Below are 13,888 nucleotides of genomic sequence, written 5' to 3'. Positions count from 1 at the left end.
ACTCGTTTCGTTAATGATTTGTAACTTATTCCGCACGTGTTGACTTAACAATAGAGATGGTGTTGATAAAATGTCAATTCTACTTAAAAACTAATTCGGCAGTTTGAAACTGTGATATTGGCGGTATTTGGGAGCTTAGGAGGCGTCGCTAAATAAATCGATTAAGCCTAGATATTGTAAGCGTCATGACTCAAGAAAGTAGCATTTTCAAGTAAGAAATCTAACAAGGTTTCGGCCTGTAGCGTGAGAGCGCGACCTTTCAAAGATTGAACTTTCACCGTCGCCTTCGATAGCATCTCCAACTCGGTCGCAACCACTTCAATCTGTCCTGACTTGATCTCATCGATCACAGTGAGCTTAGGCATAAAAGTTACGCCTAATCCAGCTGAAACAAAGTTAGTCAGTGCGGTCACCGAATTGGTTTGAAGCTTTGGCTGCAAGGTAAGGTGGGAGATTTGTTCGGCCTGCTTTACGAGCCTCCCCATACCGGTCGAGTTATCGATCAAGGCGAGAGAAGCGTCTTGAATATCTTGCATGACCACAGGCGCTTCTTTCATCGTAAGAAAGTGCCCCTTCGGAGCAATCAATTCGAGCGGATGACTGCGTTCAACGTGGGAGTGTAGTTTAGGGTGAGGTGCAGACGCATAGGTGATCGCGAAATCGATTTGTTGATCTTCCAACATCTTGACTGCATCCAATGCACCAGCAATCTCAATAGAAAGGTTGATATCAGGGTATCGAGCCATGAAGGTTTCCATAGGCTTTGACACCAAGTTGGTAATAAATCCTTCACCGATGGCAATACTGACATTGCCGCCCTTGAGGTTTTTCAACTTAGTTAGACGAGCCAGTACCGCCGTTTCACTACGAACAATAGAACGGTAGTAATTCAACAGTTCGTTGCCCGCCTCAGTCAGCAGTGATTGACGATTGTTGCGTTCCCATACTTTGATTTCCGCTTGCGCTTCAAGCTGTGTCAACATTCTACTCATTGCCGCGGGGTCAACATTCATCATCTTAGATGCCTTACGTAACGACCCATATTTCGATAAAGCATTAAGGTATTCCAGCGCGCGGATATTAAAGTGGTGCATTCAACTTCCTTGTGATTTAACTAACACTTAATCAAGCGTCTCACAAATTGAGCAGCAACATGTATTCCAATTTATCAAGTTCGTAACTGAGCTTACTAACTTGTGCACCGAGTCACTACATCAAAGGCTGATATAGGTGTTTTTTAGCTTGCTGTAGATAAAACAAAGGCGACGACTTTCGTCATCGCCTTTATGGTCATGAATCAGGTGCTAGTCTCAAGCAGTTAACAACCCGTCACTTCACTTACAGACCAACAAAGAAACTAATCACTAGCGCGTTGATCAGATCGACAAAGAAACCACACACTAATGGCACCACAATAAATGCTTGTGGGCTTGCGCCATAGCGGTGAGTTACGGCTGTCATGTTAACAATTGCTGTCGCAGTCGAGCCTAAAGTGATACCACCGAAGCCTGAGCATATCACCACAGAGTCGTAGTTTCGTCCCATCAAGTAATAAACGACGAATATCGTAAACAGAAGTGAAAGCAAGATCTGGATACTCATGACCACAGAGATATAGCCAAACAACCCATCAAGGTCCCAGATACGCAGCCCCATCAAGGCCATGGTCAAGAACATACCCAAACAGATGTCAGAGATCATCGCTAAGCCTTTGCGGCCTTGAGCGATTTTCTCTTGTGTACGACGCTTCTTAAACAGTGCGCGACCGACGTTTCCGATTAAGATACCTGCGATCAAACAGCTAACGAATAACGGCAGTTTCAACCCCATTGAGTCAATAACTTCACTTAAGCTATAACCCAGCATAAGTGTCAGGTTTAGAATCAACCATGCCCACAGAACGCCATAGTGGCTTAGCTCTGTTTTTGTCTCACTCTCTTGGTATGCACCAACCGTCACCTCTTCTTCATTAGAAGGGCTCACTTTGTGTTTATTGAGTAGGTAGTTGGCAATCGGACCACCAATCACACACGCTGCAATCAAACCAACCGTGTTGGAAGCCACACCGAGCTCTAGCGCGTTAGCAATACCAAACTCTTCCACAAACATTGGCGCCCACGCTAGTGTCGTACCAACACCGCCAATTAGACTGATAGATCCTGACAACAAACCCGCTTTCGCGTCCATACCAAAACCCGACGCGACAGCCATGCCAACAACGTTTTGAAGGACAATAAAAGTCGAAGCGAGACAAAGCAGGATAAACAACGGCCGCCCGCCCTTAACTAAAGTCTTAATATCCGCTTGAAGTCCAATACCAGCAAAAAAGTAAAGCAGCAAAAAGTCTCTGACATCTAGACTAAAGGTGATTTGGATTTCAAAAATATAGTAAAGCGCTGCTACGGTCGCTGCGCAGACAAAGCCACCAATCACAGGCTCTGGCAGTGAATACTTTCTTAATACTTCAGATCGCTCAATCAAACCTTTACCGATAAACAGTAACGAAATCGCGATCGTAAAAGAGAGCATTGGAGAAACTAGGGTTTCTGTCATGGGACTATGGATTCCTAATAGTTAGATTATTCATAATATTGCGTACTATTAATAATCTAGATTCATGCCAAAAAATCAAGCGATTATCGATGATAAAAACACCTAATATGGTTGATTCTGCGACGGTATTAATAGAGGTAATAACTATAAAGAAATGATTAAAGGAACGGATACTAGGGAGATATACAGGTAAGGTGGAATATAGGGGCTCTAAAACGAGAAAACCCCAGCATTTCTGCTAGGGTTTTGAATAGTGGTGGAAGGATGGGGATTTGAACCCCAGATACGCTATAAACGTATACTCGCTTTCCAGGCGAGCGCCTTAAGCCACTCAGCCATCCTTCCACAAATTGTGTGTTGAGCATGTCACTCAACGAGGCGCTACTTTATTGATTCTGCTTGCTTTGGTCAAGGGGCATTCTCAAAAAAAGTGCCTTTTTCGGTTTGTTCGATTACAAATTAACTCATTAGATCAAAAACAAACCAAATTTCATTCTTTCACTACACTTACGCTTGTTGCTTTTCTTAAGCTTGTTGATAGTAGCCTGGAACTCGAAACCATTTACGACACATATCTAGGAAGTAGCCGTAAAGTACGCCCATACCGCACGAGATAACTGCATTACTGGTTACAGCCGTCACGATCTGGTCGCCTGAAGCACCTACTGCCAACAAAATACCTGCATACACAGGAGACTGGAATAACACGTATGCCATCAAATCAGACAAATTTTTCATCAATGAGCTTTGTGAAAGTTTAGCACCATTGCGCAAGAACCAATCACGAAAAACGCCATAAGGCCAAGCGATAGCAATGTTTACCGGAATAGATAACGTTCGAGAAGCAAGAGATTGCTCAAACGTCATACCAGAAATAAACACTTCTACGATCATGCCTGAAATAAAACAGAAAACGACCATAGCAAATGTATCCGCAGCTGCGTTTCGAATACAAAATGGACCACGAGACTTCATTGACGCCAAACCTAAAATATATCACTGCCTATTGAGTGAATTAGCAACATATAAACAGGGTGCATTTACACCCTACCAGATAATGTCGCTATTAAATCATAAGATTAGCAGTCATACATTCCAAATTAAAAATCAAGTTGTAAATTAACAACCAAAAACCTCTTCAAAAGCAGTAGCTTCCACCAAAAAATCAAACCAAGGTCAAATATTGGACGATTCGTCATTTACTTACCGTAATTAAACAACATTTAAGCCATCGGTAGATTTACAGTAATGATATTAATGACATCTTGTGTAGGTGGTGATCCTAAAGAAACCTGCTCTAACGCTTTATCGACTTGATAAGTAAGTTCAGCGTTGTTCATAGGTTCAACGTGGACACGTAGACTCTCTAGTGCAAATTGAATCAGTTCTAGGTTGTTGTCTTCTAGCGCCACATACAGCGTCACTAATAGCTCTTCAGTGTTATCTTTGTTGCGAAGATCAGGTTTAGGCAATGACTCGCTTGTACTTTTTGAATCGTGTTGTTTTACGTCTTGGCTTTCGAGCTCATCCGCTTTTACGTCATGGTATTGGTAAAGCTTATTTGAATAGCGGAACAAGGCATCATCCAGTTCACGCTCATCAATCGGCTTAGCGATAATATAATCCACACCCGCCCCCAGCATACGCTCGCGAGTCTCTTTAAAGACATCAGCCGTACAACCAAACACCAATACCGATGACACATCACCTATCAAAGCACGAATAGCAGTGGTTGATTCAACACCATCCATCACTGGCATATGGTTATCCATGAGTATCAAATCAAAGCGCTCAGCAACCGCGGCTTGTATCGCTAACTCACCATTCTCGACGCTCTTACAAATGAATCCTTTACTGCTCATGAAAGTTTCAATGATCACCGTGTTAGTTCGGTTGTCCTCGACAATCAATACTTTTAAGCCGGAGTAGTCCAGTTTCTTGTGTGGCAAGCTCTCTATTTCACCAGGCTGACATGGCTGAATCTTCAAGCGAACATCAAAGCTAGTGCCTATCCCCTCTTCACTGGTAACGGTGATACTGCCATCCATCAGTTGGGCAATTTTCTTCACAATCGCTAAGCCAAGACCAGTACCGCCAAAACGCCTTGTAGTGGAAGACTCCGCTTGCTCAAACGGTTTAAAAATACGCTTTTGAGCTTCTTTAGAGATACCAATTCCTGTATCACGAACTCGAATACTAAGATAGGTGTCACTCCCGTCTACGACTTCTTTAAGGTACACCTCAACAAAGCCTCTGGAGGTAAACTTCACTGCGTTGTTCAATAAATTAAACAAAATTTGGCGAAGGCGGGCTTTATCTGAGAAGTACCAACGACCAGAAGGCACCTCGGAGTACACTTTGAATTGAAGCCCTTTCTCGGAAGACAATGTGTAGTAAACACTGTTAATACTGCCGATGATCGAATCAAGCGGGAAACGTGTTTCATCAAGATCCAATCTACCCTGCTCGATCTTCGAGAAGTCTAATATCTCGTTGAGAAGAGTCATCATATGATCGCCGGACTCATACAAACTCTTGAGATGCTTCTCTTGTTCAGAATTTAGAGGTGTTTTTAATAAGATCTGAGCAGTACCCAACACCCCATTCATAGGGGTACGAATTTCATGTGACAGTGTCGCAAGGAAAGCGGTTTTAGCATTGGTAGATGCTTGTGCTTTCACTTTTTCAGCTTCGAGATACACCGTCTTCTCATTGAAGGTTTTAATCAGGTGGCCGATCTCATCGTGGCTTGAATAATCAACGTCAATCACTTCACCGGCCTTCGAACTGTTTACTTGAGTGGCAATGTTGGTGATTGGACTGATTAAGTAACGGTTAAGTAAGTAATAACCCGCCATCACACAGAGTAGTAACAAGGGTACAATACCGCCCTCAATACTCATTACCTGACGAAACACCTCGTCCGCTACCCGTGACTTGGAGTTCACCACATCCACTTGCCAACCGAAGTCACCAAATTGATTGCTACTGATGTAGATCCCTTCAACGAGATTGAAGTTATGGGACACCAACACTTGATTGAGTTTATCTCTGAGCATAATACCAAGATTGTACTCTTCGGCGTGGTTCTTGATGAAGCCAAGCAGCTCTTCAAGCGAGAGATCCACCGTCGCAACGCCGGAAAAAACGCCTGCATAGTAGTAAGGGGATGAAGCAGTGATCATCCGTACGTGCGTGTAGGGATCAATATACACGTCGCTCCAAGAGATCGTTCCTTGTTTTTTATTGGCTACAGAGGTGTACCAATACTCTTCTTGATACGGGGTGTTTTTAGGATTGTTGTAAGAAAACAACTGGTCAATCTTACCATCGTCTGCTTTATTGAAAAAATGACTATTAAGGAGCTTTTTAGAATCAAGCGCATAAGGCTCTGGCCAAATACCTGCGCTAACGATCGTATCATCGCTCGCTGCCAGCATTGACTTCAGTAGCAGAGTGACGTCATCACCGTTACGATGCGCTTGTGCAAATCCCACTAAACTATCAACAAAGCCTTGAGAGCTGCTGAGTGGCTCTGTAATCAATGCGGATAATAGTTGCGTACGTAAGTCGAGGTTTTGTTGTAATTTGGCGCGCACAGGGGATTCTACGACGTAATACGTCACACTACCGACAATGGCAATAAACATCGCAAGGTATAATCCAAGCGCTACCATGCTTTTTTTCTTTAAAGACGACCGTATCTGCATAATTCTTTTATTGTTTTCTTTTCTGTTAAACCTAGTGTTTATCATCCATGACATCAAGCCTTTTTAGATTGAAGCTTGATTGGCACAAGTTCATTGGTACTATAAGCGCAAATATGTTCCCTTTTACGGTACCTCACTTTGACTTTACAAGATATTCTTGCGCTTCCAGAGTTGGAAGGAAAGCTAATCACAGAACACAAAACAATGGGGTTTGTCACTGCAATGGCAGCGGCACCGAATGTGTTAACCCCGCATGAGTGGCTACCGTTCTTATGGGGTGGCGAAGAAGTCGCGCCTTTTACGGATGGTGAACAGCTAGAAAGCTACATTGAAGTTATCATCGAGCTTTGGAATAAAACTCGCCCAGAACTGATTGAAGGTACTTGGGTTTGGCCTGAAGCTTGTCAATTAGACGACGAAGAAGTGGTTAACACTGCCGCTCGTGATTTTTGTGAAGGCTTGCTTCAAGGCTGGCAGATTGCTCGTGATGATTGGGAAACGCTAATGCCTGAAGAGAGCGAAGACAACGCGCTTGTTGGTGGCGTATTACTTTCACTGAGTATGCTTTACGATCCAGAAACTTCAATTGCTACGCTTGCAGAGCAAGGCATCGAAGGCCTAGAGCAGTTCGAAGAGATCTTTAACGCTGTTCCTGTCATGCTTTGCGGTCTCACTCAACGTGGTATTGCACTGGCTGAAGCTCAATAACAGTGAGTTTTATACTGCCAAAAAGGCCTCATTATGAGGCCTTTTTTAGTTTTCAGACGAAGTAAAAATAGTGGCTTTAGAAGCCTTTCCAATCGAAGTCATCAATGCGCTCATCAGCAATATAAAACAGCTTAGTGCCACTACTTACCACTTGGTCTAATTCTGGGTTGAGTTCAATACCACTCCCCGTATCAATCGCGATCAGCGTTGCTTGATACTTCTCTTTAAACACAGAGAAAATAGGCGCAACGGTGACAGGCTCGGCGTCTTCAGGGAAATACGTTGAATACTGCGTCATGCCTCTTGTTGAGCTCAATAACTCTTGATGAAGCGCACTTGATCCTGGGTCTACCGCAGCCTTTGCTAACATCTCAGCACCCACCGCTGGAATACATTCTGAGTTAGGGCAATGCTTGTGCAATAAATCGCTCAGCGCTTCGTCTTTAAAGTAAACAAGAAGGTGTGCCTTAGGGTTTCGGTTGGCACAGTAAAGCGCCGCAGATAACGTAATGTCGTCTTCTGGGTTATCAATCAAGATGCAACTTGCAGACTCAATGCCCGTTTTCTCCATCTCTTTGCCATCGGTGTAGCTGTTTACTTTAACGAAATTGATTTCACCGGGTAACGGGTTCTCGATATCTGAACGGGTACATAATACGATTGGTCGCTTACCTGTTTCTTCGTGTTGTAGCATGCGGATGAGATGAATGGTTCTTTGCTCATTCCACCCCAACATCAAAATGTGGTTGTCCACTCTAACTCTCCTTTTTCCTAGCAAGCCCGCTCGCCAATATTCAACACCTTCTGTCGCCACTTTACCCAGTAATGCGGCGAAAAGGCTCAACCCACCGGGAATCACAAATAGAATAACAATCCACTGCCCCGCTACCGTGGTCGGTGATAAATCACCATAACCAACTGTAGAAGCCGTTACCACCAAGTAGTAAGCGAATACGGTGACCGAACTGGTTAAATCTGTTTCACCCGCCAAATACAGCATCAGCCACGATAGAGCGATGTAGCCAAGAAAAGTGAACAGTAAGTTTTTGCCATTCAAAACAAAGATGTTTGCTTTGATCCAGCGTTTGAGTTGTAACCAGATTATCATTCGAGCCTCTAATCCATTTCTCTTAGTTACATGCTAGAAAAAATACGCGATATCAACAAGATGTATCATAAGAAAAAGATACATGACCACAAAATTGATATTAGCGGCCTATACTCAGGCACAAAAAAACCAGCACTATTGGCTGGTTTTTTTGTTGATTAGATAAAAGAACGACTTACGCGTTACCTTTTACCTGCACATTTAACTGCTCTGCGAAATCTAGCATGCGGTTCAAAGGGATAAGAGACTTTACACGTAGCTCGTCAGAAACGAAGATTTCGTGTTGCTCACCACCATTCTCAAGTGCGTTTTCAATCGCTTCAAGGCCGTTCATTGCCATCCAAGGACAGTGTGCACAGCTACGACACGTTGCACCAGCACCCGCTGTCGGCGCTTCAATCAGCTCTTTTTCAGGAACCAATTGCTGCATCTTGAAGAAGATACCTTTGTCTGTCGCCACAATCATCTGTGGATGAGGCAGCTCTTTTGCTTTCTTGATCAGCTGGCTTGTTGAGCCTACAGCATCAGCCAGTTCAACCACGCTTGCTGGTGATTCTGGGTGTACCAAAATAGCCGCTTCTGGGTATACCGATTTCATTTTTTTCAAAGCATCAGCTGAGAACTCATCATGAACGATACACTCACCTTGCCAAAGCAACATGTCAGCGCCGGTTTGATTTGCGATGTAAGAACCTAGGTGACGGTCTGGGCCCCAAATAATAGGTTTGCCTTCAGCGTCTAGGCTTTCAACGATTTCTAAAGCGATGCTCGACGTAACCACCCAGTCTGCACGAGCTTTGACAGCCGCTGAAGTGTTCGCGTATACAACCACGGTGTGGTCAGGGTGAGCATCACAAAATTCTGTAAATTTGTCAGCCGGACAACCAAGATCAAGCGAACATTCAGCTTCGAGTGTTGGCATTAGAATGCGTTTTTCAGGAGTAAGAATCTTTGCAGACTCACCCATGAAACGAACACCAGCGATGATCAAAGTGCTTGCTGAATGACGGTTACCGAATTTAGCCATTTCTAATGAATCGCCAACGAAACCGCCAGTTTCTTCTGCCAGAGCCTGAATTTCAGGATCGGTGTAGTAGTGTGCAATTAGAACTGCATCTTTTTCTTGAAGTAGTTTTTTGATGTTTGCGATGTGGGCCTGTTTCTGAGCATCGCTCAATGGAACTGGCTTAGGCGGAAACGGGTAAACTGTATCGATTTTATCTAGTATATGACTCATTGCTCTTGCTCTACGCAACTTCTTCCGAGAATTAGAGTATTCTACACAGGACAGCGATTGGGATCAAAAAGGATTGGTTGCAAGCGGTGGCTAGCTAATGCTTAAAACGCATAAACAAGGCGACGTGTTGGCACCACAAAGAAGATAAGTAAACATCAAACGGAAGTAATCAGGTATAAAAAAGAGGCGCCTAAGCACCCCTATTTTGTTTTACAAGTGGGTTTTGGCCACTTTAGCCGAAGCACTGTTTGGGTACTCGGTTACGACTTGTTGGTAATATTTCTTAGCTTGCGTCGCGTTGTTGTTGCGCGCAGCTATGTCACCAAGCTTAACCAGTGCATCTGCTCGCTTGTTTGAGTCTTTGTAAGACACAACAGCAGCGAAGCTCTTCACAGCTTCTTTATCTTGCTTCTTAGCGAAATAAAGCTGGCCTAACCAGTAATGTGAGTTAGGTGTGAAGGTTGAATCTGGGAAGTCTTTTTGAAACTTTTGGAATGCTGCGATAGCACCCGTGTAATCTCGTTGCTTTAGAATCATATCTACAGCATTTTGATAAGCGGTTTGCTCATCCACATCAGTACTAAACGTACCAGAAGCGTCTTTAGAGCCTTCGCCCACCGCCACTGCTACCGTTGCTGTTCCTGCTGCTTTCACCTCGCCTCTCACGCGATCCAGTTCAATGAACAATTCACGCTGACGCTCTAGCATTTGCTTCATATCGTAACTATTTCGTTCCAGCTCACCGCGAAGTTCACTGATCTCCAGTGCCATATCGTCGATTTGCTGTTGCATTTGAAGTTGGACGAGGTTGCGATTTTGAAGCAGACGCTCTAAACGCTCAATATCTGATTCGTTAGATGCTGATCGAGAGGAAGATGATGAATTGGTTGCGGTGCTATTGAGATCGGATACTGGAGCTGGTGCAGCGAACGTGGTGTTCGCTGCACTTGCCAGTAACGAAAGCAAAATGACTCGCTTTGTGTTACTGAACATGAGGCAATTCCTCAATTATATAGTCTACTAAAATTAGTAAACTAGTACTGCGCGACGGTTTTTAGCGTACACATCTTCAGATTGACCTAGAAGAAGTGGCTTCTCTTCACCGTAGCTTACGATAGAGATTTGGTCAGCTTGAACACCTAGAGCTTGTAGGTATTTCGCTACAGCTTGTGCACGGCGCTCGCCAAGTGCGATGTTGTACTCAGGAGTACCGCGCTCGTCAGCGTGACCTTCGATAGTAACGTTCATGTCAACGTTTTTAACTAGGTAAGCTGCGTGAGCTGCTAGCATTTCTTCGTAATCGCCAGCGATAGTAGAGTTATCGAATGCGAAGTAGATTGTTTGAGTTTCACGTAGCGCTTGCTCTTTAAGCTCTTGCTCAGACAGTTGACCGTTAGCGTCAATTGGCGTTACAACAGTTGTGTCTACGTTGCCTTCTGAACCTGAAGTTGTTTGGTTGCTTTCTGTACCAGATGTTGCAGATGTTGCTTCATCAGTTGAGCTACATGCCGTTACTGCCATCACTGGTAGTGCAATCATCAAGCCTTTAAGAACTTTGTTAAGTTGCATCTTTTTTTCCTTACGTTATCAAACTTAGTTTCTACAGCGACTAAGTGCTATAGATAGTTAATTGCCACAATAGTTAACACTATCAATAGCTAAAAGAATGTATCAAATTAACTAGAGAAACGGTGACCACGCTGGCGCTCTTACGCGTCCGTTGGTTGCCGGTAATCTAGCTTTAAAACGGCCATCGATAGAAACCATCGATAGTACGTTAGTTTTGTTGTAAATAGAGCTATAGATAACCATACCTCCATTCGGTGCAATACTTGGAGATTCATCTAACAATGTTTTTGTTAGTACCTGAACCGCACCTGTTTCCAAATCTTGCTTAGCCAAGTTAAAACCTGAGTTACTGCGATTCACCATGATCAGGAATCGACCATCAGGGGTGATCTGGCCACCTAAGTTTTGGCTACCTTGCCAAGTAATACGAGATGTCGAATTATTTGACAAATTTACATTATAAATCTGTGGTTTACCACCACGATCCGATGTGAAAATAAGAGACTTGCCATCTGGGTGCCAGAATGGTTCCGTATTATTAGAACGGCCACGGGTAATTTGTGTCAGCTTACGGCTAGCAAGGTCAAGTGTGTAAACCTGAAGGCTACCTGTTTTCGACAATACCAATGCCAATGTTTTACCATCTGGTGAGAATCTTGGCGCACCATTGTGACGAGGGTATGACGTCACTTTCTCACGCTCACCCGTGTAAATATTCATGATGAATATTTCCGCTTGGCCATTTTGGAAACTCACATAAGCAAGTTTCTTACCGTCTGGTGACCATGCTGGTGACATGAGCGGTTGCTTAGAACGAAGAACTAAACGCTCGTTAAAGCCATCGTAGTCAGCAACACGAAGTTGGTACGGGTATTTATCTTTGTCGTTAACGACCACGTAAGAGATACGAGTTAAGAACGCCCCTTTTTCGCCGGTGAGTTCTTCATACACTAAGTCAGAGATGCGGTGTGCATACTCTCGCAAGCGTTTACCAGGCACTGTCGCTTTTTTGTTGAACAACACGTGGTCTTTAGAAAGTACCAATTGGCCTTCATCGCTTAGTGCGCGGCTTTGTCCTTTAGTCAATTGACCACGAACAATGTCGATCAGTTGGTAGTTCACCACATACTGCCCTTCGGCATTTTTAGTGATACTACCTGTTAGCAATGAATCAACGCCTAGGTTAGTCCAAGCATCAAAGTTGACCTCAGATTCGCTATAAGGCGTTTGAGGCATTTTGCTTGTTGCAACCGGGCTGAATTTACCACTGCGTTGTAAGTCAGAAGCGATAACGGCTGATACATCGTGTGGCAATGGTCCCGCGCCTTCCCAACGGAAAGGGACAATAGCGATAGGTCGTGCAGAGTTAATACCGTCTGTAATAACCAACTCCAGTGCCGCATGTGCGAACTGGCTGCTTGTCGCTATTAAGAAAACAAAACTCAGTAATAGTTTCTTTAACACAAGTTCGTCCTTTTACTCTGGTGATACAGTTAAGTTAATGTCTTTCAGTGAGTTCACAATGTCTGGGTCTTTAGGCAATGGATAAGATTGCACTTGTGCCACAGCACGTTTGGTTGCTGCACATAGACGGCTATCACCATCTAAGATACTCAAACTACCCAATATCGCGTTAGAGCCGGTTGGAATTAGCTTAAGGTTCACTCGGCACGAACGCCCTCGATAGCTGTCTTCTAACAACAGGTTCTGTTGAATCAGTTGGGTATAGATAGCACCGTAACGTTGAGCTTCATCACTGATAAATTGTTGCCTTGCTGAAGAGTTTTGAGTCGCTTCAGTTTCAAGACCAGCAAAGATATCGTTCAATGCTGCTTCTTGCTGTTTACGCTCTTTTTCTGCTTTTGCTGCAGCTTCTTTTGCCTTACGGGCTTTCTCTGCTGCGGCTGCCGCTTCTTTCTCTTTCGCTATGCGTTGCTTTTCAGCGCGTTCAGCAGCTTCTTTCTCTTTACGAGCTTTGTCTGCTGCCTCTTTCGCAGCTTTCTCTTTTGCCACGCGTTCTTGTTCCGCTTTTGCAATCGCCGCTTCTTTGGCTTTACGCTCGTTCTCGGCTTTCACTAACGCAGCTTCTTTTAGCTTGCGATCAGCTTCGGCTTTAGCGGCTTTCTTTTTCTCTTGCTGTAAACGCGCTTCTTCAACTTTGCGTTGTTTTTCTTTCTCAACTCGGCGCTTTTCCGCTTCTCGAGCCGCTTTAGCTTCCTTAGCTTGCTTTTCTTTCAGCTTACGAATATTTTCTTCTTCAGCTTTACGATTCTTTTCAAGTCGTTCGCTTTCACGTCTTAGTTTGTCTAAACGCTCTTGCTCTTTCTTACTCGCCGCTTCTCTTTGTTGACGAATCTGTTGAGCTTGCTGGCGAACCAACTGAGGATCAATCACCACAGCTTGAACCATCTGCCCTGTAGGCTTTGGCTCTGACATCGTGAAATCCGCTCCCCAAATGAGCGCAACGAATAAAATGACGTGCAGCCCAAGAGAAATAAGAAGCGGTGATCTGAAATTATTGGATTTTTTATTATTCGCTTTCATGAATGCTACGGAGCTATTCCCTTATATCCGTTAAAAGGCCAACCTTTGGCACACCTGCACGGCTTAATTCATCAAGTAATAAAACCACTTCAGCGTATGGCGTTGCGGCATCACCACCTACCGCCACTGGAGAGTTTGGCTTCAAAGACAACTCAGCTTTCACTCGGACGATAATATCTTCCATGGATAAGCCACGTTGTACTTCTTCGTCATTAACACTCAAGCCAAGCTCACCGTCTTTGTTCACTTCAACGATGATGAAACTCGCGTTGTCGTCACCCAATAGATCTTGTGCCGACTTAGCCGTTGAAGCCTGAGGCAACTCAACGTCAACGCCCTGAGTAACAAACGGTGAAGTCACCATAAAAATGATCAACAAAACAAGCATAACGTCGATGTAAGGTACAACGTTAATCTCTGCTGTCATTTTGCGTTTTTTAGGTTGGTATCCAGCCATCT

The 13,888-nt window shown here is 44.1% G+C and carries 12 protein-coding genes and 1 tRNA gene; 1 reads left to right on the top strand and 12 read right to left on the bottom strand.

Annotated features, from left to right (window positions below; all coding sequences use genetic code 11):
* Positions 1–167: 167 nt before the first annotated feature.
* The 5 genes from QQ041_RS05175 to QQ041_RS05155 all read right to left on the bottom strand — a co-directional run bounded on the left by QQ041_RS05175 (position 168) and on the right by QQ041_RS05155 (position 6,230).
* Complete coding sequence (locus QQ041_RS05175; protein ID WP_285953245.1) at positions 168–1,094, bottom strand: LysR family transcriptional regulator; 927 nt, start codon at positions 1,092–1,094, stop codon at positions 168–170.
* 244 nt (positions 1,095–1,338) lie between these two features.
* Positions 1,339–2,553, bottom strand: a complete 1,215-nt coding sequence (gene gltS, locus QQ041_RS05170; RefSeq protein WP_146492166.1) for a sodium/glutamate symporter — start codon at positions 2,551–2,553, stop codon at positions 1,339–1,341.
* A gap of 254 nt (positions 2,554–2,807) precedes the next feature.
* Positions 2,808–2,898: transfer RNA gene (locus tag QQ041_RS05165), tRNA-Ser, on the bottom strand.
* Between the two features lie 180 nt (positions 2,899–3,078).
* Positions 3,079–3,528, bottom strand: coding sequence for an L-alanine exporter AlaE (locus tag QQ041_RS05160; RefSeq protein WP_048616306.1), 450 nt, complete (start codon positions 3,526–3,528; stop codon positions 3,079–3,081).
* 248 nt (positions 3,529–3,776) lie between these two features.
* Positions 3,777–6,230, bottom strand: a complete 2,454-nt coding sequence (locus QQ041_RS05155; protein ID WP_285953244.1) for a hybrid sensor histidine kinase/response regulator — start codon at positions 6,228–6,230, stop codon at positions 3,777–3,779.
* A gap of 171 nt (positions 6,231–6,401) precedes the next feature.
* Here QQ041_RS05155 and QQ041_RS05150 point away from each other — a divergent pair, with 171 nt between their 5' ends.
* On the top strand, positions 6,402–6,971 hold the full coding sequence (locus QQ041_RS05150; RefSeq protein WP_017062064.1) for a UPF0149 family protein: 570 nt from the start codon (positions 6,402–6,404) through the stop codon (positions 6,969–6,971).
* Between the two features lie 76 nt (positions 6,972–7,047).
* Here QQ041_RS05150 and QQ041_RS05145 read toward each other — a convergent pair whose 3' ends face one another.
* The 7 genes from QQ041_RS05145 to tolR all read right to left on the bottom strand — a co-directional run bounded on the left by QQ041_RS05145 (position 7,048) and on the right by tolR (position 13,886).
* Positions 7,048–8,079 (bottom strand): potassium channel family protein, encoded by a 1,032-nt coding sequence (locus tag QQ041_RS05145; protein ID WP_048659644.1) that lies wholly within the window; start codon positions 8,077–8,079, stop codon positions 7,048–7,050.
* Positions 8,080–8,254: 175 nt separating this feature from the next.
* Positions 8,255–9,316, bottom strand: a complete 1,062-nt coding sequence (nadA, locus tag QQ041_RS05140; protein ID WP_017062067.1) for a quinolinate synthase NadA — start codon at positions 9,314–9,316, stop codon at positions 8,255–8,257.
* Between the two features lie 210 nt (positions 9,317–9,526).
* Positions 9,527–10,309 carry a tol-pal system protein YbgF gene (gene ybgF, locus QQ041_RS05135; protein WP_146492168.1) on the bottom strand — a complete coding sequence of 261 codons (783 nt, stop codon included), beginning with the start codon at positions 10,307–10,309 and terminating at the stop codon, positions 9,527–9,529.
* A 33-nt stretch (positions 10,310–10,342) separates the two neighbouring features.
* On the bottom strand, positions 10,343–10,885 hold the full coding sequence (gene pal / locus QQ041_RS05130) for a peptidoglycan-associated lipoprotein Pal (RefSeq protein WP_017062069.1): 543 nt from the start codon (positions 10,883–10,885) through the stop codon (positions 10,343–10,345).
* Between the two features lie 111 nt (positions 10,886–10,996).
* Positions 10,997–12,349: a Tol-Pal system beta propeller repeat protein TolB gene (gene tolB, locus QQ041_RS05125; protein WP_060982374.1), complete on the bottom strand. Its 1,353-nt coding sequence runs from the start codon at positions 12,347–12,349 to the stop codon at positions 10,997–10,999.
* 12 nt (positions 12,350–12,361) lie between these two features.
* Positions 12,362–13,429, bottom strand: coding sequence for a cell envelope integrity protein TolA (gene tolA / locus QQ041_RS05120; protein WP_146492170.1), 1,068 nt, complete (start codon positions 13,427–13,429; stop codon positions 12,362–12,364).
* Between the two features lie 13 nt (positions 13,430–13,442).
* Positions 13,443–13,886 (bottom strand): protein TolR, encoded by a 444-nt coding sequence (gene tolR / locus QQ041_RS05115; RefSeq protein ID WP_017062072.1) that lies wholly within the window; start codon positions 13,884–13,886, stop codon positions 13,443–13,445.
* Between the last annotated feature and the right edge of the window lie 2 nt (positions 13,887–13,888).

It is taken from the genome of Vibrio sp. TMPB1044, from assembly GCF_030442075.1.
Lineage (GTDB): Bacteria > Pseudomonadota > Gammaproteobacteria > Enterobacterales > Vibrionaceae > Vibrio > Vibrio satsumensis.
This window is presented reverse-complemented; position numbering and strand designations above follow the sequence as displayed.